Genomic DNA, 22679 nt, shown 5'->3' with positions numbered 1-22679 from the left:
AAGAAAGAACCTAGTTACGCACCATAACTCACAAAAACCAGCCCATCACGGACTGGTTTTTGACGTTTAATCCTTTTTTTGATACCGAAATACGATCGCGTAGAAGCCAAAGTTCACGATGCTCAACACCAGGATCAGCCCAAAGGCTAACTGACTCCCCAGGGCCGTGGCGTGGGCGTAAGACAGGCCCCCACCCTTGACCGACGACATCAACGCCGCCAGGATCGTGGTCCCCAAGGACCCGGCAAACTGTTGACCAGTGTTATAGATTGCGTTGGCATCGGCCCGTTGTTCAATGGTGACTTCCTTTAAGCCGTTGGTCATGGTGTTACTGAAGGCCATCGACCGCCCAATGCTGTAAACGATGTACAGCACGGCCACAATCACGACCGAAAGGTGTTGCCCCAACACCGTAAAGCCCAAAGCGGCCACCAGAAACAGGCTACTCCCTAACAAGATGGGGAGTTTAGCGCCGTGTTCGTCGAGCAAATGACCGAACCAGGGCTGCAGAATCGCGGTGATCAGGCTCCCGGGCAGGAGCATCAACCCACCGGCCAGCGAACTGGCCCCCACCACGATTTGCACGTAGTTGGGTAAGGCGAAGTTGATCCCGATATTACAGAATTGTAGGATCACGTAGGCAAAGAAACTGTAGGTGAAGATGGGATTCCGGAAGATTTCCAGCTTGAGGAGCGGCCGGTCGCTGGTTTTCGCCACCCGGACGTAGCCGAGCAGGGCCAAGATACCCAGAACCAGGCCGCCCAGGAACTGCCAGCTCAACCAACCCGCCGTGGTCAGGCTATTGAAGCCCAACATCACGGCCACGAAGGCCACCGCCAACAACGCGAATTGCCGCCAGTCGAATTTGACGGCCTGCGTCGGCGTATACTGCTGAATGGCGCGGACCCCGAAAATCAGGACCAGGGCCTCCACGGGAATCGTCGACCAGAAAATCATGCGCCAATCGGCTAGCGACACCATGATCCCACCAAAGGTCGGGCCACTGGCCGGCGCAATCATCAGGATCAATCCGGTCATCCCCATGTAGAACCCCAGCTTGGCCCGCGGCACGCTTTCGACCACCACGTTGACCATCAACGGAATCGCGATCCCCGCACAGCCGGCCTGAATCAACCGGCCCACCAACAAGATGGGAAAGTTGGGCGCCAGCGCACAGATCAACGCGCCCAGGATAAACAGCCCCGCCCCGGTCACGAATAATTGCCGGTTGGTAAAGCGTTGCTTCAGAAACGCCGAGGTAATCATTAGTAACGCCACGGTCAGTAAGTACCCCGTGGTGACCCACTGCACGGTACTTAACGACACGTGCATGGTCCGCATCAACGTGGGAAAGGTCACGTTCATCGACGTTTCGACCAAGATGCCCACGAAGGCCATCAGGGCCACGGCCACGATGGCGACCAGGCGCTGCCCCGTGAGTTCCTGCGGTTCCGTTTCGTTTGCAGCCATTTCAACCACACTCCTTTATCGTTAAATTTAATTACGGCTCAATTTTTTAAACACTGCATCTATCATACGCACTTTTGGCGCCAATGTCATGGATTAAATTGCGCACGCACAAAATAAAAACGCCTTCACCCCGGGAACGGGAAGGCGTTCGTTGCGCTTTAACGGTTGGCTTGCCACTCGTCCTTGAACTCAGCCAGAAAGTCCAACATGACCTGCTGACGATGTGCCGCTAATTCCTTAGCGGCGGTCGTGTTCATCAGGTCCTTTAACGTCAATAGTTTTTCATAGAAGTGGTTGATGATGGTCTCACCACCCAGATTACGGTACTCGGCGTGGGTCATCTGCGTGCGCGGCGCCACGGCCGGATCATAGATTTTTTCGCCGAAGTGGCCGCCGAAGTAGATGGCCCGGGCGATGCCGATGGCCCCAATGGCGTCCAAGCGGTCGGCATCCTGGACAATTTGGCCCTCTAACGGCAAAGGTTTGGCCGTCCCGTCGAGCGTCTTATGGAACGACATGTTGTCCATAATCAGAAAAATCGTGTCCTGCTGGGCCGAACTGAAGTCGTGAGCACTGAGAAAGTCGCGGACCTCGGCGCTAGCCGCCTGGGTGTCGGCGACTAATTTCTCGTCGATCACGTCGTGCAGGTAGGCCGCCGTTAGCGTCAACAGCCGGTCAGCAGCCGGATACGCCGCTAAGATGCGGTCGGCTAAACCGACGACGCGTTGAATGTGGTCGAAGCCGTGGCCGGTCTCGTCGTCGCGCATCTTGCTGCGGGCGAAATCGTGTACGGCGGTTAAAGTCTCGTTACTCATGAGAAAGTCCTTCTTTCGTCTCTGTGGGAGGAACGCCGATGAAGCCGTAGAAAAAGAGGTGGTCGATCTGCCGGGTCAGGGCCTTGAAATGGGCGTCCTGTTCCCCACCGGCCACGATTTTTTGACCGGCGGGACTGCTGATGTATTGGATAAACATGTCCAGATACAGCATCAACGCGTCATCGGTCAGGACGGGGTCGATCATCCCCGCTTCCCGACCACGCTGAATCACGACGGACCAGAAGTTGCGTTTCTGCGCCTGATAGGCCTGCATGGTCTCGTCGTTGCCCAGTTGGCCCTGCATGTCGCGGACCACGAACCGGTAAAAGTCCGGGTGCATGGTATCCGTCATCTGGGTGCTCAACGTGACCATCTTCTGAACGATCTCCTGGTAAGACAGCTGCGGGTCGGTCGCATAGGCCCGACTATCGGCGTACCCGTCGTTCACCATCGCTAAAACCACCTGGTGACCCAGGTTAAGCTTGCTGTCAAAATACTTGTACAGCGTCACCTGCGAAACATCGGCCGCCGCCGCGATGGCACTGACCTTGATGGCCTTGAAGCCGTCGCGCATGAACAGCGTCTGGGCCGTTTGCAGGATATGTTGGCGCTGCTGTTGTTTGCGTTGTTGATTGGTTGCCATGACCTGATCACCTCTCGAAATTCCCCTTATCGTTGATTATTTTACCATACGGTTGAGCCGGTCGCCGACCAAACCAACCGTCCAATTCTAAAGCCGATGAGGTCAGGCGCTTCCCTCGTCGTAAATAAGTGAACTATTATTTAAAAATAGTTCACTTTTTCGTTGACTTTCCCCACCCCCGGGCTTACGATGATAGCGATTTAAGAGTTGATAAGGAGGGATTACCCATGACCCAACCCATTCTAGAAATTAACCACTTACAAAAACGTTTCGGTAAGTTTACCGCGCTCAAAGACATCACCTTTAGCGTCAACGCCGGCGAGGTCTTCGGCTTCATCGGGCCCAATGGTGCCGGTAAGTCGACCACCATTCGGACTTTACTCGGATTGATTCGCGCTAGCGGTGGCTCGGCCACCATCTTCGGTCACGACGTTTGGCACGACAGCGTCGCCATTCACCAACGCCTGGCCTACGTCCCCGGCGACGTGTACCTCTGGCCCAACCTGACCGGCGGCGAGATCATCGACCTGCTGTTAAAACTCAACGGTAACGCCCATACCGCCCGGACCGACGAGTTGATTCACCGATTCGGGCTGGACCCCACCAAGAAGGCCCGGACCTACTCCAAAGGGAACCGGCAGAAGGTCGCGTTGATTGCCGCCTTTTCGCAGGACGCCGACTTCTACATCTTCGACGAACCCACGTCCGGGTTGGACCCGCTCAACGAAAAGATCTTCCAGGAGGCCGTTTTAGACCTGAAACACCGCGGCAAGGCCGTCCTCTTGTCCAGTCACATTCTTTCCGAAGTCGAACGGATGTGTGACCGCATCGCCATCATCCGGGAGGGGACCATCATCGAGACCGGCAGTCTGGCCGAGATGCGCCACCTGACCCGCACGGTCATCACGGTCACCACCAAAACGCCGTTGGACCCGGCAGCCCTCCCCGGCGTTCACGCCGTGCAAACTGGCCAACAGCCCAACAGCTGGCAGTTCTCGGTAGAAGCCGAGCAGTTACCCGCGGTGATGACGGCGCTGACCGCCCACCAGGTCGTGGCGCTGCAAAGCACCCCACCGACGTTGGAAGACCTCTTCATGCACTACTACGGAAAGGCGTGACCAAAATGACACTCACTACACGCACCGGGACTGGGCGTCTCACCCGGTTAGGGTTACGCCGGGACCGCTTCCGTCTCTTGATCTGGGTACTGGTCTTGGCCGGATTGATGGCCGCCGTGGCCGTCAAATTCGTCGATATTTACGGCACTAAGGCCGAAATTGCCGGTATCGTGGCGACGTTAAAGAGTCCGGCCATCGTGGCCATGTTCGGCCCGTTTCAACTGGGGAAAAACGCGACGACCGCCCAAATTTTCGCCAACGAAATGTTACTCTTCATGGCCCTGATCCAGGTCGTGATGAACCTGGGGCTGGCCGTTCACGCGACCCGTTATGAAGAAGACCAGGGGTTGACCGAACTCTTACGGGCCCACGCGATTGGGCCGCAAACCCCGCTCTTGGCGGCGGCCAGCGAACTGACCTTGGTCAACCTGGGCATCGGCGTCTTGTACGCCCTGGGGCTCAACTTCGCGACCATGCCCGGAGCGACCACCCAGGGTAACTGGGTAATTGGTCTGGGATTGGCCACGATTGGCTGGCTGTTCGGGATGTTGACGTTGCTTTTGGCCCAGCTAGCCGATCACGCCGCCAGTGCGACCGGCATGGCCTACACCCTGTTCGGTCTGAGTTACCTGGCCCGCATGATCACCGACGTCCAGCAGCCCCGCCTGACCTGGTGGTCGCCCCTGGGCTGGGTGGAAAAGCTGGCCCCCTACCATCAGCCTAACTGGACGCCGGTCCTATTGAGTGGCCTGACCGGACTGATTTGCATCACCTTAGCGCTTTGGGTGGCTCAACACCGCGACTTAGGCTCGGGTGCCATCGCGACGCGGCCGGGGCGGCGGACCGCTTCGACCTGGTTACGCGGACCGCTCTCCTTACTCTGGCGGCGTCAACACAACGTTTTTCTGGGCTGGTTCTTAGGCGTCGTGGTGCTGGGCGCGGCCTACGGGACCGTCTTCAACACCATCGGCGATATCTTGAAGACCAATCCGACCATGCAGCAGGTCTTCGGCAAAGCCGTGGTCCACTCGGCCAACCACAGCTTGCTGGTCAACTTTAGTGCGTTACTGGCCATCATCCTGGCCGCCGTGGCCGTCATCCCCGGGTTACAGCTGATTTTCAAACTCTACGGTGACGAGACCCACGGCTGGTTGGAAGCCCTGTACGCCCGGCCCCTGAGTCGCACACGACTGTTTTTGAGTTACGTGGGGCCCGCCAGCCTGCTCAGTACCCTGATCTTTCTGGGCGGCTGGGGCGGCATGGTCCTGACGGGCAACGCGAGTCTGACGCACGCCAGTGACGGAATTACCGCTTTCGAATTCTGGCAAGGGTTCTGGGGGCAACTGCCGGTGATTGGCCTCTTCTTAGCCCTCGGCATCCTGCTGGTTGGCGTCTGGCCCCAAGGACGTACCTTGGCCTGGCTGTACCTGGCTTACGGCTTCGTCAGTCAGTACCTGGGAAACCTCTTACAATTGCCCAAATGGGCCAAGCGACTCAGCCCGTTCGGGTGGGCCCCCAGCGTTCCCGTGCACCACGTGGCGTGGGCGACCTTTGGCTGGGAACTGGGTCTGGCCGTTCTGCTAGGCCTCATCGGCTGGTGGGGTTACACGCACCGCGATTTACAACAACATTGATCAAAAAGGGGTTCGGCAATCAGTGATGGTGGCCGAACCCCTTTTCTACGTCCTCGCTATCGAGTGGACTTCCGCCTGAATTCAAGTTCCACCGGCCAGCAGATTAAGGCTGCGTCCTGCCCCATCGGCAACCTAAAGCCGGTAGAATTAAGCCAGACACCTCACTAGAGAAGGAGAAAATTATGCGTTTAAAAAAATTATTGATCATGCCGTTGGTCGTTGCCGGTGCGATGGCACTATTCCCAACTCCCTCGCAGGCTAAAACCTACCAAATCGGTAACGAACAGGTAGCCGCCAGCCAACTTTACAAATTCAAGTATTATCAAGCCAAACGGACCACCAAGGCCCGAGTTCAATTTGACGATAATTCCTTTAAATTCATCAAAATTCCTAAAGGGACCATCGTCCAAGGGAGTAAGGACAATCATGAAATGGGCGTCATGGTAGAGCAATTGAATGATTCCTTATTTAATCAAAAACGGCCGCGGAACAAGCCTTACGCGTCATCCATTGGCATGCAGTACGCTAAGAATCCTCAGGACTTCAAAAGAGTCGCCCGGCCAGCCTATATGCCGGCCTACAGTTCGGGACGTTTATACCAAGGAAAACTGCTGGCAAATGCGCAACGCCGCGACACGACCTTTTTTCACATCGCCAGCAACGGCTACGTCGAATACCGCAAGTACGCTGCCGGAACCCAATACCAGTTCAACGACAAGCCCCAACATCAGGTGAAAATCCAGCGAACTAAGGTCCACGGCAACACGCGCGAACTATTCCTAAACAAGAAGTTTAGTGGCTTGTCCTTTAAAAAGGTCAAGTACCAGGGTAAGACGCAATACCGGCTCAACGTTATCAATCTGCACAAGCCCTTCTTAACCGCGGGCCAGTCTGACGATGACATTCCCAGCGTGTACTACAGCAATTATTTAGTGGGTGGTCAGAAGATGTACACGGAAATCGCTAATTCGGAATTGATGTAACCGCCTAAGCAAGGGTGCCAAAAGCGGTTAGCCGACTCGCATGACCTTAGCTCGATCGGCTCACGGACCAAACGAAATCAATAGCCCTTGAGCGCACATTTCGGCACCGTTCATTCAAAGAAGTCCAAACAAGGTCGTGACTCTGGTCACGGCCTTGTTTGGTGTGTACGTTGATAAGCTTGCCGCGCCTGTTTAGGTAAGCAATTATACATCTGGCTAAATAAGGTCCGGGCCATGTTGACGTTGGTCAAACCGTGTTTCTTGAACAGGGTACCAATCGGAATGGTCGTCACTAACAGGTCCTGGTAAAAGTTATTGAGCCGGACCTTATAGACGTAATCCGTCAACGTTAACCCCACCTGTTCCTTGAACATCCGGGAAAGGTAGCTGGGATTATAGCCAAATTGGTCGGCTAACCTTTGCGTCGACAAGCTGGTCGTGTAATTGGCGTTAATGTAGACCATCAGTTCCTTTAGATTACTGGTCAACTCGTTGGTGGTGGCTCCCCGGTGAGCGAAATGGGTCACCACTAACTTGAGGAGATCCAAAACGGTGGCCCCAAAGTCGAAAAGGTACCCCTCCGGCTGGTCGTGATTAAGCCGATCCAACTGGATAAAGTCCGCCACAATCTGTTGATAGGCGGCCGGCTGGTCTACTTCCACCGTAAAGACCAACTCTTCCGGGTGCCGGCAATACGCGGCCAGGTACGGTAACGGCACCTGGAGGACCAGGGCCACGTTGGGGTCGTTGGTCACGCTATGGATCACACTCGACGAGACCACCATGAACTGCCGCGGCCCAATCTCGTAAGTCTGGCCGTTGAGGTTGAACACCAATTTCCCCTGAAAAACACAGACCAGTTCAATGCTGTTGTGCCAATGAAACGGCACGTACCCACTGGTGGTCACCGCCGACTTGAAGAAGCGTACCCCGATGTCGACGTTAGCCACGACGTTTTCGTGATGATTATTTGGCAAAATATCCCACTCCTTACCCGAAAAAGGTCACAATTTTTACCTGTTGACCGGCCCCTTTTGACTAGTTGGTCGAAACAACTAACTGTGTATCCGCTTTCATGCTATCATCAAGTTTGTCTTAAACAACCTATGAACTACTTCCTAATTATACCCAAGTTTGAAACTAAAGAGGTCTTTAATCATGACAAGTTTTAATAATCCAATTATTCCGGGGATGGCCCCCGACCCGTCGATCATCCGTGTCGACCACGACTACTACATCGCCACCTCAACGTTCCACTGGAACCCCGGCGTGCAAATCTTTCACTCCCGCGACCTGGTCAACTGGTCGCTAATCACCTACGTGCTACAACACGACGAAGTGAACCTGCGCGGGACCAACACCCCGGCCGGCATTTGGGCCCCACACCTGTCCTACGACCACCAGACCCACAAATACTGGTTGGCTTACTCGCACATGCAGAACATGGCCGGCCGCGAGTTCAACGCGGATTCCTACGCCATGAGTGCTGATAGTATCTACGGTCCCTGGTCGGCCCCCGTTTATCTGACCTCGATTGGCTTTGACCCGGCCCTCTTCCACGACGCCGACGGCAAACACTACGTCTCGATTCTCGAATGGGAGACGCGGACCGGTTACCAAGCACCCGGCCACATCGTCATCGCCGAAGTCGACCTAGCTAACGGGGGGATTATCGGCGACTGGCACCGCGTCACCACCGGTTTCACCACCCGGGGCTGTGCCGAAGCTCCCCAGTTGTACCACCACGATGGCTACTACTATTTACTGATTGCCGCAGGGGGGACCGGCTACGCGCACGGGGTCGAAATTGGCCGGGCCAAGCAGATCTTCGGTCCCTACGAGCCTAACCCAACCGGCGAACCCATCATCACCTCCGCGCCCCAACACCTCTTCTCGTTGGGCGATCCCGACGCCGGGCACTTTGAGATGGTCAACCCCCATAGTCGGATGCAAAAGGCCGGCCACGGGTCTTTGGTCCAGACTCCAGACGACGAATGGTACGTGGCTCACCTGATGTCACGGCCGTTAAAGGGCACCACGTTGAACCCGTTAGGCCGCGAAACGTCACTTCAAAAAATGACCTGGACGGCTGACGGCTGGCTCCAGATGGCCGATGGGTCGAACCTTGCTAAGTCCACCTTCGAGGGTCCCCGGGCCACCAGTGGACCGCAAGACTTGACGGCCGACGATCTCGACGTCACGTTCAATACCGCCACGCCCGACCAGCATTTCATGACCCCTTACCAGTCACAAACCACCGACTGGGTCAACACCACCGAACGCCCGGGATATCTCCGAATTCATGGTCGCAATTCCTTCTTCTCCCAAGTTAATCCCGCCATCATGGCCACCCGCGCGACTTCACTGAACTACACGGTCCAAACCACCGTTGACTTTGCGCCCGTGCACTACTCGCAAACGGCCGGCTTAGGCCTCTACTACGATTCAAACAACTGGATCTACCTGTGCCTTTGCCCCTCAGCGGATGGGACCCGGACCATCTTAAAGGTCCTGCAAGCTAAATTGGGCGACCGGATCGATCACCGTTTCGACCTTGCCACAGTCCCGGCCAACCACGCCGACCTCAAGATTGATTACGCTGACGGCCAAGCCACCTTTGCCTACCGGTTCGCCGCTAACGATGAGTGGCAAGTTTTAGGTCCTACTCGCGACGTCAGCTACCTGTCCGACGAAGGGGTCAACGGCGAACCCGGCGAAATCGGTGGGTTTACCGGTCTCTTCAACTTCATCGGTTCGGTCGACGCCTACCAACACGCCTCGGCCGCAGACTTTAGCCATTATCAAGTGCACAATCATCACCTCACCCGAAAGGAAAATTAACATGAAAACAACTATTTCGTTAAAACGGCTGGTTCCCGGCCTCATCATCGGTCCGGCCAGCTGGCTAGGCCCCTACATCGTCATGAACAGCCTATTTTTGCCCGCGTTGATTCAACATCTGGACGCGCCGCACAAAATCGAGCTGGTCGCCCTCTTCTCCACCTGTGGGATGATCGTTGCGGCCATTTCCAACATGATTGCCGGAGCCCTTTCCGACAAGACCAAGTCTCGGTTCGGTAAGCGGGCGCCGTGGATCATGGGTGGGGCGTTCGTCTTCATGTTAGCCATGATGGCGGCCTCCGTTTCTCCCACCGTTCCCGTTCTGTTAGCCGCCTGGATGGTGGGCCAAGCCGCCCTGAACTTCATCGTAGCCCCAATGGTCGCCTGGATTGACTTCGCCCCGAAGGATGGACGGGGAACCGCCTCCTCCGCTTACGGGGGCCTGGGGATGGCGCTAGGAAACAACGGGTTTAACGTCATCGGTGCCATGTTCCTAAGTCAGTTCCGGTTAGGCTTCGTGATTTTTGGGATTATCGCCTTTGTTGGGGTACTCATCGCTGTATTGATCGTTCACGAACCTTCCAACGTCGATGACGTCGACGCGCCGAAACAACCCAAGCCTAAGTTGACGTTAAAGGACGCCAAGGCCATCTTCCCCGGGTGGTCCGTGGGTCGCGACTACTACCTAGCCTTAATGGGAAAGCTCTTCCAAGGCGTCGGGAACTTCGCCATCACCGGTTACATTCTCTACATCATGACCGACTTCCTGCACCGCGGTAGTCAAACCCAATCCTCGATTCAATTGATTAACCTGATTATGCTGATTTTCGGAATTTTCATGGGCTTCGTGGCCGGTCCGGTCTCGGATAAGTTCAAGATTCTGAAATACCCCGTGGGTTTCTCCACCATCTTCTTGGCCTTTGGGGCCCTAGCCCTCTTCTTCCTCCGCGACAACATCGGAATCATCATCTACGCATTTGCCGCCGGAATCGGGATGGGAATGTGGAACTCCCTGGATAACCTGCTGAACCTCGAAGTCATCCCCGACCAAAACCGGGTCGCCTTCTTCCTGGGCGTCTACAACCTGGGCAACACGGTCACGCAGGCCATTGCGCCCGTGATTGCCGCCGCGGTGATTTCCCTCTTCGGCTTCTCCGCAATCTTCCTGTTTTCCTTTGTCTTCTCCTTGATCGGTGGAATTCTGATGCTCTCCATCAAGTCCGTCAAACGCTAAACTTCGCAGAATAGACCTAAAAAGACCAGTTCACCGCAAAGTGAACTGGTCTTTTTTAGGATTTAAGGGGTTGAAAGGTTGGGGTTACTGAATCACCACATCGTAATGGTTGCCGGTGATGGCCGTCCCGCGGTCATGCACGACCCCCATGCCCAGTGGCGTCATGATTTTGGTGCCAAACGGAACGCTGGCGGGCGCCGCCACGACCCGGTAGCCGTTAGAATCCAGGCCGTTCGCACTAATACTAGTGCCGTCGGCCGTCTGGCTACCAGAATAGTAGGTCCACTTGTTACCGTTGAGATAGACCACCCCTTGGCTTTCAAATTGCGCCTCGGTGATGGTGGCCCCGGACGCTTTACTGCTAGTCGTGCTGGTGCTGGTCGTCGTCTCTGTACTGGTCCCCGTGGTGCTCGTGGTGCCCGTAGAATGCGTTAAATTATAGGTGTTGTGTTGCGTGTAAGGTGCGGTAGACGTTGGTCCCGCTGGTTGAGTTGCGGTCGCTGGCGCTGTCGTAGCCGCGTTGGCGGTCACGCTGGAAAGTCCTAAACCGGCCACCACCGTTGCCAACCCTAATGCGGTAACTAACGTTTTCTGAATTGTCATGAAAAAAACGACCTCCTTATTGATTGACTACAGCTTACCGCCGCCAAATCACAACCGAGTTAACGTCAGGTTACCGCTCGGTTAAAGAAGATCGTTTCCCATGACAGATTGTCATGGTTGTTATTGAACTGAAATATTCAACCGTTGAACCTTAACGACAGGTTAAAGTTTCCCTAACCGCATCACGTCGCGCACGATCATTAGCTCTTCGTTCGTCGGGACGACCAGCACTTTGACCGGTGCCTCGTCGGGACTGACGATGTGCTCTTCGCCACGGAAATCGTTTTTGGCCGGGTCGATTGCCACGCCCAGGTAACCGAGTTTATCCGCAATGGCCTGGCGCATGGCGATGCCGTTCTCCCCGGAACCCGCGGTAAAGACCAGGGCGTCTAAACCGCCCAGTTCGGCCACGTAACTCCCAACGTACCGGACCACCCGGTTGACGAACATGTCGAGGGCTAGCTTCGACTTCGGCCGCTCAGCCTGCGTCTTTTCCAGGTCTCGTTGGTCGGGTGACAGTTCGGAAACGCCCAGTAGACCGGACTTGTGGTTCAAGATGTCGATCATCTTCGGCATGGTGACGTCCAACTTTTCGGCCAGGTAGCCCACTAACGACGGGTCAATGTCCCCGGAACGGGTCCCCATCATCACCCCGGCCAGCGGCGTGAAGCCCATCGAGGTGTCGAGGGCCTTGCCGTGGTCGAAGGCGGTAACCGATGAGCCGGAGCCCAGGTGTAAGGTCACCAGCTTGAGGTCCTTTAACGGCTTGCCCAGGATCTCTGCGGTCCGGGCCGAGACGTACCGGTGGCTGGTCCCGTGGGCGCCGTATTTCCGGGCGCCAAAGTTTTCGTAGTATTCGTACGGAATACTATAGAGGTAATTGACCGCGGGCATGTCCGCATACAGCGACGTGTCAAAGACCGCGACTTCTTGGGCTTCCGGCAACAGTTGTTGGAAGACCTCGATGTAGTAAGCCTGCACGGGATTATGTAGCGGCGCGTAGTCCTTTAACGCCTTGATTTGTTTCAAAACCAACGGCGTGATCACGGCCGAGTCCTTGAACAATTCCCCGCCGGCCACGATGCGGTGTCCGACCCCGGCAATTTCGCTCAAATGGTCCAGGATGCCGTAGGTCTTCAGCCGCGTCAGCACCATGGCCGCCGCGAGCTTGTTGGTAATGTTATCCTTGGTTTCCGTGTACTTCTGCCCGTTGGCGAGCTTGACCTTAAAGATTGAGCCGGGTAAATTCAACCGGTCCACCAAACCCGATGCAATGACGGTTTCATCCGGCATGGAAAACAGTTTCCATTTCAAGGTGGAACTTCCGGCGTTGATAGCTAATACTTTGGTCATACAGTGACCCCTCCCAATCTTGCATTGATTACTTCCTAGTGTAAAGAATATTGTATCCGCTTTCAAGAAAGAATCATCTAAATCGCCAGATTCCCCGGCTAAATTCGGTAACGGGTTTAGCCAAAGTGACCAAAGAAAAAAGGCGTTCAATCTGCAGATTGAACGCCTTAGCTATGTCGAGTTTAGTACCAGTGATGGGAGACCCAGTGGCGTTTTGCCTTCGTCCAGGTTCCGTACCGGTTACGGGTGTAACGGTCGGCCGTTTTTTCTTGGTTGGCCTTGCTGTAATCACCGTGAAGCATCGAGATGGTCAGTTGGTACTTACCGTAGTAGATCCCGTTGCGGGCCCGGTAATTGCCCCCGGATTCGCGCATGGCGATCCAGTCTTTGGCGGCCTGTTGTTTCTTCGAAAGGTTCGAAACGTAAGTTACCTTGGTCTTGGCCTGAGCCGTGATCGTATTATCAGCTACACCCGCTACACTAGGTAAGGCTAGTGCCAGAACGGTTAACATAACCATGAATAAATGTTTAACTTTAATGGAAATAACCCCCTAGTGAATTCTTAACCCCATCTTAACTTGTTCAAGTTACAGAGCCGTTGTTGCTATGTTACAAAATCGTAACAGTCCGCCCCATTTACCATAAAGTGGGGTCATTTTTCAACGAATTATCCCATTTTCTGCCGTTCTGGTGCCTTTCACCGGGAACTTTCCACGCCAAAAGCCGCCATCGCGGATGATGGCGGCTTTCAGACTGGTTAGTTTTTTTAGATCCCTTGGTTTAGTACCAACCGTTAGCTTGCCAGAAGGCTTGAGCCTTAGCCCAAGAGCCGTAACGGGAAGCCACGTATTGGTTGGCGACCTTTTCTTGGTTGGCCGCGGAGTAGTCCCCGTTCAAGTAGGAAGAACTTAATTGGTACTTCCCAATGTATTGCCCGTTCGTCGCGGAGTATGAGCCACCGGATTCCTTGTTGGCAATCCAGGCCTTAGCTGCGGCTTCGGAGCTAGACGAAGAGCTCGTGGAAGTGCTAGTCGAGGCACTCGACGTACTTGACGCGTTGGCCGTGTTAGCCGTCGTGGAGGCCGTGTTGGCGTTGGTGTTTTGTTGGGAACTGTAGTTCGTGGTCCCCGTCGTGGCTGCGCGCGTTGTGGTTGCGGCGGCCGTGTTAGCACTAGTAGTTTGACTGGTGCTTGGCGTCGTAGTTTTGGTCGTCGTGGTCGTGGATGCGGAACTTGGGATGACCAGGGATTCGCCCACGTAAATCATGTTAACGTTCTTTAAACTGTTGGCCGATTCAATGGCCGAAACGCTTGAGTTGTATTGGTTGGCAATCTTAGCGACCGTGTCTCCCGATTTCACCGTTACCCGGACGTCGGCGTTAGCGGAAGTGGTGCTGGCGAAGAAACCTGCGCCTAAAATAGCGGCGGTCCCAAGAGTCGATACTAAAGCTTTTTTGAAATTCATAAAATGAATGTCCTCCTTGAATTTGGTGAATCTGTCGTGATTACTTAACGGTTACTATCATAACCGCTGGAGGTTACACCCGAATTGAAGTTAGATGACGAACGAATTAAGAAAAACGGGGAAATGTGACATTTCGCAATCTGGTTAATCCCCCTGAAACATACAGGCGGTGAGTAATCGCTTTCGGGCGTGATTTTGCGTAAAATGCGGGGCCGCAACGTCAAAAAAGGCGGCCGCCCACCGGGGACGACCGCCATCAACCGGGAAATCCAATCAGTCAGAGCTGCCGGAATTTCCCCTTTTCTTCTATAATATGTAGTTAACGTCTAGGTCAGTAGGATGAACAGGCCCGTACACCCGATGAAACCGACCGCCCAGTAATCGTGAGCTAGACTATGTTGCGGGACCCACCGCAGGACCCAATTACTGCCCAGAATGATCAGAAACGCTAGGATCACGTTGAGCCAGTGCGGCCAAGCGCGTAACCAGCCCAATACCAGCCAGATCACCAGCCAGGTCGCCGCCCCGTAACCGCCGGCGCCCACCTTAAACCACGTTTGTTTTGACATCTGCGTTGCCCCCTCACCGAACCACATGGCCCTGACGCTGAATCGTTGACCGGTCATTAGCCCCGTTTGTCTTTTAGTTTACCATTTTCTGGGCGGCGAAGAAATCTACCGCGCCAGTCATTACCCCCGCCAGTTAAAAATTCAGGATACCAAAAAGCCGTTCGGACCTGCATCCGAACGGCTTACTTGAGTTTAAACGAATTAAATTAATCTGGTTTTAGTACCAGCCGTTTGCTTGCCAGAAGGACTGAGCAGCGGACCAAGAACCGTAACGGGAAGCCACGTATTGGTTGGCAACCTTTTCTTGGTTAGCAGCGGAGTAGTCCCCGTTTAAGTAAGACGAGCTTAATTGGTACTTCCCAACGTATTGACCGTTGGTAGCAGAGTATGAGCCACCGGATTCCTTGTTGGCAATCCAGGCCTTAGCACTAGCTTCGGAACCGGAAACACCAGTAGAGGCGCTCGTCGTGTTCGAAGTCGTGTTTTGGCTAGTCGTTGCCGTCGTCGCTTGGTTTTGCGTTGATGGCGTCGTGGTAGTCGTCGACGTTGCTGGGGCGGTGTAGCCTTGGCTGGCCACGTTAGCAGACGTCGTCGTGGTCGTGTTTGATGGGATCACCAAAGATTGACCCACGTAGATCATGGCGCTGTTTTGTAAGTTGTTGGCCTTTTCGATGGCACTCACAGACGTTTGGTGGTTGTTGGCTAAGGCCCAAACAGAATCCCCCTGCTTGACCGTTACCCGCGTGTCGGCGTTAGCCGTTTCGTTGGAAGCGAAGAGCCCGGCGCCCATCACTGCAACTGTCCCTAACGTCATTACTAAAGCTTTCTTAATACTCATAAAAGTAAATGTCCTCCTTTGATTGCTTAACGGCTATTAGAATAACTGATGGGTATTACACGCAAATTGATGTTTGATTACGGCGGCGTTAAGAAAAACAACTAACTATGACATTTTGTCATATTTGTAACCTGCCTGTTATATAAAACGCTTTATTTTTCCCTTTTTTAGCCTTTTTAGCGCAATTTGGCCGGAATTTGCCTTCTCAATTTTCCAGAAAAACTTGTAAAATTTGTCATCTAAAATGAAAAAACAATGATAATTTAGCCGTTTTAGCCGGAAATTCCCGTGATTTTACCAATTTTTCACGCTGACCATCCGCAAATTTTATGCCGTTTCCAATGAAAACTGCCGACAATCGTTCCCATTTTTACGATAACGTTTGAAAATTAAATCGTTAGTTTCTTCCTATATAATGTTCTAAGCTAATCCGCATTTTCTTTAAAAATCGCATTTTAAGCACAACCGCCCGCTTTAATCAGCAATTCCCCCTTAAACCACAGAAAAAGCATCGACCACAATTCGTGATCAGTGCTCCTTCTGGTTTGATGTTAAATTTATTAGGAGACAGGAATTATTTTTCGACGCCCTTGCCATCGTATTCGTCGATCATGATCTGCTTCAGATCGGCAATCAATGGTTCCTTCGGGTTAGCCGTGGTGCATTGGTCTTCGAAGGCCAGTTCGGACAGGTGGTCGACCACTTTATCGAAGTGTGCCTTGTCGACCCCGTTGGCCTTCAAACTCAACGTGACGTTGACCGAGTGGGCCAAGTCGATGATCTTCTTGACTAAGGCTTCCTTCAGTTCTTCCTTGGTCGTGCCTGGCAGACCTAGGAAGCGCGCGATTTCGGCGTAGTCTTCGTCGGCGCGGAAGTATTCGTACTTCGGCCACATGGACAACTTAGTCGGTTCCTTAAAGTTGTACCGGATGACGTGTGGCAAGGTGATGGCAATCGCCAACCCGTGGGTCAAGCCGAACTCGCCACCCAATTTGTGGGCGACCGAGTGGGTGATTCCCAGGAAGGCGTTGGCAAAGGCCATCCCGGCTAAGGTCGAGGCGTTGTGCATTTCGGCTCTGGCGTGAACGTCACCGTTATAGGAATCGGTCAGGTTGTTCATGACCAGCTTAATGGCCTGCAGGGACCATGGCCGGGTGTAATCCGACGCCATGTTCGACACGTAGGATTCGATGGCGTGGGTCAACACGTCCAAGCCGGAGTAAGCGACCGTCTTCTTCGGGACCGTTTCGATAAATTGCGAGTCCACGATGGCCACGTCCGGCGTCAACGCGTAGTCGGCCAGTGGGTACTTGACGTGGGTCTTGGAATCCGTAATGACGGAGAACGGCGTCACTTCGGACCCGGTCCCCGAAGTCGTTGGGATGGCCACGAATTGGGCCTTGCTTGGCTTCTTGAACCGGTAAGTCCGCTTCCGGATGTCCAGGAACTTCTGCTTTGCGCCGAAGAAACTAGCGGCTGGGTCTTCGTAAAACAGCCACATATTCTTGGCGGCATCGATCGGTGAACCCCCACCTAAAGCAATGATGGTGTCGGGCTTAAAGGTCCGCATCTGTGCGACCCCCCGGTTGACCGTATCCGTCGTTGGATCGGGTTCCACGTCGGAGAACAGAGAGTATTCGATCCCGTCCGGCCGGCGCTTCAGTTCGTTCAAGACCGTGTCAACGTAACCCAGTTGGACCATCGATGGTGAGGTCACCAGGAAGACCCGCTTGATGCCGGGCATGTCGTCAAGGTACCGCACGGACGTCTTTTCAAAGTAAACCCGAGGTAATTTGATCCATTGCATGTTATTTCGCCGCTTTGCAATTGTTTTAATGTTCAGAAGGTCGAAGGACGAGACGTTGTGGGAAACGGAGTTTTTGCCCCATGACCCGGTCCCTAAGGTTAAGGAAGGAATCATTTCGTTGTACAGGTTCCCAATGCCCCCGACCGCGGATGGCGTGTTGACCAGCACCCGGCTGGCCTTCATCTTGATGCCATAGTCCGTGGCCAAGTCGTCGTCTTGGGTGTGGATGGACGCGGTATGACCCAACCCACCGAAGTGCAGTAACGCGTCGGCCTTCTTAAAGGCGTCTTCGTGACTCGTGGCCTTGTAAACGGACAGAACTGGTGACAGCTTCTCAGCGGACAATGGTTCCTTCGGGCCGATCCCGGTGACTTCGGCGGCTAAGACCTTGGTGTTGTCGGGAACCTTGATGCCGGCTAAATCGGCAATCTTGATGGCGGACATCCCCGCGATAGGTCCCTTGACTCCGCCTTCTGGCCGGAACATCGCATCGGCTAAGGCCTTATGGTCGGCCTTCTTAATGAAGTAAACGCCGCGGGCTTGCATTTCCTTTTTAACGTCGCTGTAAATCTCAGTGTCGATGATGGCGCTGTTTTCGGACGCACAAACCATCCCGTTATCAAACGTCTTGGATAACACGATATCGTACACCGCGCGCTTGATGTTGGCGGTCTTTTCGATATAGGCCGGGCCATTACCAGGTCCCACCCCTAAGGCAGGCTTCCCGGTGGAGTAAGCGGCCTTGACCATGCCGGGACCCCCGGTGGCCAGCACACTGGCGACCTTCGGGTGGTTCATCAGTGCGGTCGTGGCTTCCAGACTCGGCTTGTCGATCCATTGAATCACACCCTCGGGAGCGCCAGCGGCCACCGCGGCGTCGCGGACGACCTTAGCAGCCATCACGGATGACTTCTGCGCCTGCGGATGGAAGGCGAAGATGATTGGGTTCCGCGTCTTCACGGCGATCAAGGATTTGAACAGGGCCGTGGACGTGGGGTTGGTAACCGGCGTGACCCCGGCGATGATTCCCAGGGGTTCGGCCACGGTGATTAATTGGCGTTCGTGGTCGTCTTTGATGATGCCGACCGTTTTATCGTTTTTGATGGAGTGCCAAATCTCTTCGGTCGCAAACATGTTCTTCACGGCCTTGTCTTCGACATTCCCCCGTCCGGTTTCTTCATACGCGGCCTTGGCCAGTTCCATATGGTGGTCCAGACCGGCGATTGCCATTTGGTGCACAATGTGGTCCACTTTTTCTTGAGTGAAGTCGTCCATGGCACACAATGCGGTGTGCGCTTTGGTGACTAACCGGTCGATCATTTGGTCGACGGTTTCAGTGTTGGCGTCTTTCTTGGTTGGTTTTACGTTTACGTCTTTTAACATCTCTATGCCTCCATTATGCTTGAAAACATCTTGTTAACTTATTCACGAGTCTTAGTTTACCATCATTTTTTCAAACGTCAACTGCTTTGTGTTCAAAACATCACAAAATTCTGTGCAAACGGTTTAACTCGCGCCATGACAAGTTCTTTAATTGATTGAGTTGTAAGCGCATACAATAATGTTTCAAAATAAATTTAAAAATTTGCGGCATCCCCCGTGTGAATTCACTCACATCGACCCGTTTTTTCATGGCTTTCATCCGTAACCAGTCGTTATTGAGAACGGAAAGGGGCCCTGCCTTAACCCGAAGTGTGGTAAATTTAGGGGATAAAGCCACTTTTCCCGATTACCTCGGCCCCCTCGTCGTCCTAATCGGGGGCTATGGGAAAGAGGAGTTGGATCAATCATGCAAGCTTGGGCCTTTTGGCGCCAAAGTACCCGCCATTTCTGGCAACACTGGGGAAGCTACGTGTCGTTAGTGTTTCTGACCAACGTCATCATCAGTTACTGTGCCATCCCCGTTTTTAGTTGGCTGACCGCCACGCTCTTACGTTGGCAACGGATTCCTTACGTGTCGTATACCAACCTGGGAAGTATCATCTTGAAGCATCCGATCGCCGTGATTGGCCTGTTAGCGATTCTGTTAGCTATCATGTTACTGGTCTACTGGCAATTTGCCTTTCTACTGTTAGGGATTCGCAACATTCGTTTAGGCCGACCACGAACCACCCGCGAGTTATTGCGGACGACCGTGACCAGCCTGACGGACGCCTCCCCCAGCACCTTCCTGTTCTTCATCGGTTACTTCCTGATCATCATGCCGTTTGGCAGCATCCTGTTCTCCACGCCCCTGTTGAACAAGGCTAAAATTCCGAGTTTCATTACTACTTACTTAATGGCCAACCCCGTTTGGGCCACGGCGCTAATCCTGTTCTACGCCGCCGCCATTTATCTGGGGATTCGCTTGATTGCGGTCTTACCCTTAATGATGTTGGACCAGTACCATAGCCGTGCGGCCATCCGCGAAAGCTGGCGGGCCACCCGCTTTAACTTCTGGCGCTACGTCAGCCGGATGCTGGTCACCCTGGCCATGGTCAGCCTGTTCGTGGCCGTGGCCTACGCCCTGATCTACCTGGGGCAACTCTACTTCGATACCACTAAAGTCGCGCTATTCGCCGCCACGACCAACCTCTTCTTGATGGAAGTCCTGACGGAATTTATCGTCTGCTACGCGACCATCCTGTTCATGTCCATCATCCTCAGCAGTCACGCCGACCACGAACCCACGCCGATGATGCTGCTAAGTTTCCACGAACCGGCCCGGACCAAACGGCGGACCCGCGTGCTGATCATCACCGGGTTAGTCATCATCTCCGCCATGTTGGTCACGTTCAACCTGGTTTACCTCAACGGCCTTGCCATCAGTAAGCCGTTAACGATCGCCCACCGCGGTGTCGACAACGGTAACGGCGTCCAAAACACGATTCCGGCGCTGGTCAAGACCAGCAAGGAACGACCGGACTACGTGGAAATGGATATCCAGCAGACCAAGGACCACCAATTCGTGGTGATGCACGACACCAACCTGAAGGCGCTGGCCAACGTTAACCGCCGGGTCGCGAAGCTAACCCTCAAACAACTGACCAACATCACGGTCTCCGAAAACGGCTACCAGGCCAAGATTCCGAGCTTCGACGCCTACCTCAAGGCCGCGATTGCCCACCACCAGAAGTTACTGGTGGAGATCAAGACCAATTCGGCCACCACGCCGGACGTGGCCCAACGCTTCGTTGACCGCTACGGGGCCACCCTCCTGGCAAACCACGACCAGGTCCACACGTTAAGTTACCGGATCATGACGGCGCTGCGGCGCGAAGACCCGAAGTTGTTCGTCAGCTATATCCTGCCGTACAACCTGACCTTCCCGTACACCGATGCGAACGCCTACACCATGGAAGCCACGACGTTAAACGATAACTTCATCGACCAGGCGGCCAAGCACCACCAGAAGGTCTACGCCTGGGATATTGACGACATCACCCAGTTGGACCAGATGATGTTTCTGGGCGTCAACGGCATCATCACGGATAACCTCCACGAGATGCAGGGCGAAATCCGCAACAACACGGACCACCCGAGTTACGCCAACCTGTTACTGGCCTTCATGAACGAGTTGAGCCTAGAAACTCAGACGCAATAAGCGTTTAACCCCGTTCACTGACCACGTTTATCCTATCAAACATCATGAACCAATCTAAAAACGGTGAACTCACGTCGCGACGTAAGTTCACCGTTTTTTCAGATTCGTTAATTGTGTTTAGGCTTAAGCAAAATCCGTTAAATCCGTCACGTCATAGCGGATGGATTCAATCGGCTTTTCCGCTGGCTTACCAATCGCAATCGCCATGACGGGCACGTAACGTTCCGCGTCTAAGCCAAAAGTCGGGGCAATCTTAGCGGCATTGTACCCGGCCAACGGATTGGCCTCGTAGCCGTGCGCCCGAGCAGCCAACAAAAGTTGCATCGAAACCATGCTGGCATCGATCGTACTATCCTTCACCAAGAAATCACGGTCGGCGTGTTCGTACAGCGGCAAGAACGTCTGGAAGACCTCATCACGCTTTTCCGGCGTAATCCGGCCTTCGTCACACATCTTGTTCCACACGTCCCGGTATTTTTCGTGAGATTGGGTATCCCCTAAGACAAAGACGATGGCCGAGCAGGTATCCGTCTGGGGAAAGTTAAACGGCATGACCAGTGAATGGGCCTTTTGCTTCCCCGCTTCGTCGTCACAAACCACAAAGTGCCAGGACTGCAGGTTGCAGGCTGAAGGGGCCGTGGTGGCTTCCTTGAGCAATTCCGTTAATTCAGTCCGTGGAATTTTAACGTCGGGCTGAAACTTCCGAACTGACTGGCGTTTCAACATCACTTCAGTATAACTATCGTTAGTCATCGATTTAGTGGTATCCATCATCATGATCTCCTTTTATTGATCCGTTTGGTTGGCTTGACTTAATGATTGCATGAACTGGCCGACAAAGTTAATGTCCGGGCCCTGCCCTTCAACGATCCGTTCCGTCCGCTTGGTAATCATCGGATTCAAGGACGGGTGGCTGAGAATGTAAAATTGGTTCTTTTCCAGGGCCGTAAAGACGATGTTTGCAATGTTATCGATGGGCATCCCCGTCGTAATATCGTGCTTCGCAAACTTCTGACCATCGCGGTAAGCTTGACTTTGATAGTAAGGGTCCGTGGCATCGGTATATTGGGCCGGGCGGTGCTGTTCGCAGTGGTATAAATCAGTTTGAACAAAGGCCGGGCAAAAGACGTGCATCTCAATATCAATCTGATGTTGTTGCAGGTCGTAAGCAATACCTTCGGTCATTCCGACACTAGCAAATTTCGTGGCGTAATAGGCTGGCATCAGCGGTGTTGAGACCAGTCCGGCATACGATGAAACGTTAATGATGGCCCCATGCGTTTGTTGTTGCCGCATAATCGGAATCACTTTTTGCATGGTGTAGACCTGACTCATCAGGTTGGTATGGATAATCCATTCCCAATCGCGACTCGGAAGGTCCCAGACCATTCCGGGCACCGCAACGCCGGCATCGTTGATCAACAAATCGATGCGTCCAAACTTAGTCATGGTCTGCGCAATGGCAGCGTCGACCTCATTCTCCTTTGTGACATCGGTTACAACCATCAACACGTCCGGAGTGACCGTTTGGATATCCTGATAGACCTTAGTTAACGCTGGCTCATCAATATCGGCCATGGCAATTTTCATGCCCCGTCGTGCCCCTTCTTTGGCTAAAACCTCGCCAAAGCCGTGAGCGGCGCCGGTAATAAACATCACTTTGTCTTTAAAATCTTTCATGTCCAGTTCGCCTCTTCATTCAAATTAAGTTGAAATCGTACGAT

Annotated in this window: 19 protein-coding genes; 6 read left to right on the top strand and 13 right to left on the bottom strand. The window is 53.8% G+C overall.

Going from position 1 to position 22679, the window contains the following annotated elements; all coding sequences use genetic code 11:
* Positions 1 to 66 precede the first annotated feature (66 nt).
* The 3 genes from FD38_RS10775 to FD38_RS10765 all read right to left on the bottom strand — a co-directional run bounded on the left by FD38_RS10775 (position 67) and on the right by FD38_RS10765 (position 2928).
* The gene (locus FD38_RS10775; RefSeq protein WP_057734087.1) at positions 67 to 1470 is read right to left on the bottom strand and encodes an MFS transporter; all 1404 of its coding nucleotides are present in this window, start codon (positions 1468 to 1470) and stop codon (positions 67 to 69) included.
* A gap of 158 nt (positions 1471 to 1628) precedes the next feature.
* Positions 1629 to 2285: an HD domain-containing protein gene (locus FD38_RS10770; RefSeq protein WP_057734085.1), complete on the bottom strand. Its 657-nt coding sequence runs from the start codon at positions 2283 to 2285 to the stop codon at positions 1629 to 1631.
* On the bottom strand, positions 2278 to 2928 hold the full coding sequence (locus tag FD38_RS10765; protein ID WP_057734083.1) for a TetR/AcrR family transcriptional regulator: 651 nt from the start codon (positions 2926 to 2928) through the stop codon (positions 2278 to 2280). Before FD38_RS10765 ends, FD38_RS10770 begins: the two co-directional genes overlap by 8 nt.
* Positions 2929 to 3155: 227 nt before the next feature.
* Between FD38_RS10765 and FD38_RS10760 the strand changes: the two genes are divergently transcribed.
* The 3 genes from FD38_RS10760 to FD38_RS12830 all read left to right on the top strand — a co-directional run bounded on the left by FD38_RS10760 (position 3156) and on the right by FD38_RS12830 (position 6663).
* Positions 3156 to 4046 (top strand): ABC transporter ATP-binding protein, encoded by an 891-nt coding sequence (locus FD38_RS10760; protein ID WP_057734081.1) that lies wholly within the window; start codon positions 3156 to 3158, stop codon positions 4044 to 4046.
* Positions 4047 to 4051: 5 nt separating this feature from the next.
* The gene (locus tag FD38_RS10755) at positions 4052 to 5680 is read left to right on the top strand and encodes an ABC transporter permease (protein ID WP_057734133.1); all 1629 of its coding nucleotides are present in this window, start codon (positions 4052 to 4054) and stop codon (positions 5678 to 5680) included.
* Between the two features lie 182 nt (positions 5681 to 5862).
* Positions 5863 to 6663, top strand: coding sequence for a hypothetical protein (locus FD38_RS12830; protein ID WP_057734079.1), 801 nt, complete (start codon positions 5863 to 5865; stop codon positions 6661 to 6663).
* Between the two features lie 146 nt (positions 6664 to 6809).
* Here FD38_RS12830 and FD38_RS10745 read toward each other — a convergent pair whose 3' ends face one another.
* Positions 6810 to 7640 carry a helix-turn-helix domain-containing protein gene (locus FD38_RS10745; protein WP_057734077.1) on the bottom strand — a complete coding sequence of 277 codons (831 nt, stop codon included), beginning with the start codon at positions 7638 to 7640 and terminating at the stop codon, positions 6810 to 6812.
* Between the two features lie 181 nt (positions 7641 to 7821).
* Here FD38_RS10745 and FD38_RS10740 point away from each other — a divergent pair, with 181 nt between their 5' ends.
* Both FD38_RS10740 and FD38_RS10735 read left to right on the top strand, forming a co-directional pair.
* Entirely contained in the window at positions 7822 to 9504 is a 1683-nt protein-coding gene (locus tag FD38_RS10740) for a glycoside hydrolase family 43 protein (RefSeq protein WP_057734075.1), read from the top strand.
* Position 9505: 1 nt separating this feature from the next.
* Entirely contained in the window at positions 9506 to 10738 is a 1233-nt protein-coding gene (locus tag FD38_RS10735) for an MFS transporter (RefSeq protein WP_057734073.1), read from the top strand.
* Between the two features lie 84 nt (positions 10739 to 10822).
* Here FD38_RS10735 and FD38_RS10730 read toward each other — a convergent pair whose 3' ends face one another.
* From FD38_RS10730 to adhE, 7 genes are all read right to left on the bottom strand, one after another.
* Complete coding sequence (locus FD38_RS10730; protein ID WP_057734071.1) at positions 10823 to 11341, bottom strand: hypothetical protein; 519 nt, start codon at positions 11339 to 11341, stop codon at positions 10823 to 10825.
* 162 nt (positions 11342 to 11503) lie between these two features.
* Positions 11504 to 12694 carry an acetate/propionate family kinase gene (locus FD38_RS10725; protein WP_057734070.1) on the bottom strand — a complete coding sequence of 397 codons (1191 nt, stop codon included), beginning with the start codon at positions 12692 to 12694 and terminating at the stop codon, positions 11504 to 11506.
* Positions 12695 to 12876: 182 nt separating this feature from the next.
* Positions 12877 to 13212: an aggregation-promoting factor C-terminal-like domain-containing protein gene (locus tag FD38_RS10720; protein ID WP_371862764.1), complete on the bottom strand. Its 336-nt coding sequence runs from the start codon at positions 13210 to 13212 to the stop codon at positions 12877 to 12879.
* A gap of 262 nt (positions 13213 to 13474) precedes the next feature.
* The gene (gene apf / locus FD38_RS10715; RefSeq protein WP_057734065.1) at positions 13475 to 14158 is read right to left on the bottom strand and encodes an aggregation-promoting factor; all 684 of its coding nucleotides are present in this window, start codon (positions 14156 to 14158) and stop codon (positions 13475 to 13477) included.
* Between the two features lie 326 nt (positions 14159 to 14484).
* Positions 14485 to 14727 (bottom strand): hypothetical protein, encoded by a 243-nt coding sequence (locus FD38_RS10710; protein ID WP_057734063.1) that lies wholly within the window; start codon positions 14725 to 14727, stop codon positions 14485 to 14487.
* A gap of 217 nt (positions 14728 to 14944) precedes the next feature.
* A complete protein-coding gene (gene apf / locus FD38_RS10705; protein WP_057734060.1) occupies positions 14945 to 15565 on the bottom strand; it encodes an aggregation-promoting factor in 621 nt (206 codons plus the stop codon).
* Positions 15566 to 16139: 574 nt separating this feature from the next.
* Complete coding sequence (gene adhE / locus FD38_RS10700) at positions 16140 to 18755, bottom strand: bifunctional acetaldehyde-CoA/alcohol dehydrogenase (protein WP_057734058.1); 2616 nt, start codon at positions 18753 to 18755, stop codon at positions 16140 to 16142.
* A gap of 406 nt (positions 18756 to 19161) precedes the next feature.
* On the opposite strand from adhE, the gene FD38_RS10695 reads away from it, so the two are divergent.
* On the top strand, positions 19162 to 20955 hold the full coding sequence (locus FD38_RS10695) for a glycerophosphoryl diester phosphodiesterase membrane domain-containing protein (RefSeq protein WP_057734056.1): 1794 nt from the start codon (positions 19162 to 19164) through the stop codon (positions 20953 to 20955).
* Between the two features lie 123 nt (positions 20956 to 21078).
* On the opposite strand, the gene FD38_RS10690 is transcribed toward FD38_RS10695, so the two are convergent.
* The gene (locus tag FD38_RS10690; RefSeq protein WP_371862765.1) at positions 21079 to 21726 is read right to left on the bottom strand and encodes a nitroreductase family protein; all 648 of its coding nucleotides are present in this window, start codon (positions 21724 to 21726) and stop codon (positions 21079 to 21081) included.
* 15 nt (positions 21727 to 21741) lie between these two features.
* Positions 21742 to 22635, bottom strand: coding sequence for an SDR family NAD(P)-dependent oxidoreductase (locus tag FD38_RS10685; protein ID WP_057734051.1), 894 nt, complete (start codon positions 22633 to 22635; stop codon positions 21742 to 21744).
* Positions 22636 to 22679 lie beyond the last annotated feature (44 nt).

The organism is Levilactobacillus zymae DSM 19395, from assembly GCF_001434115.1.
In the GTDB taxonomy this organism is placed as follows: domain Bacteria; phylum Bacillota; class Bacilli; order Lactobacillales; family Lactobacillaceae; genus Levilactobacillus; species Levilactobacillus zymae.
This window is presented reverse-complemented; position numbering and strand designations above follow the sequence as displayed.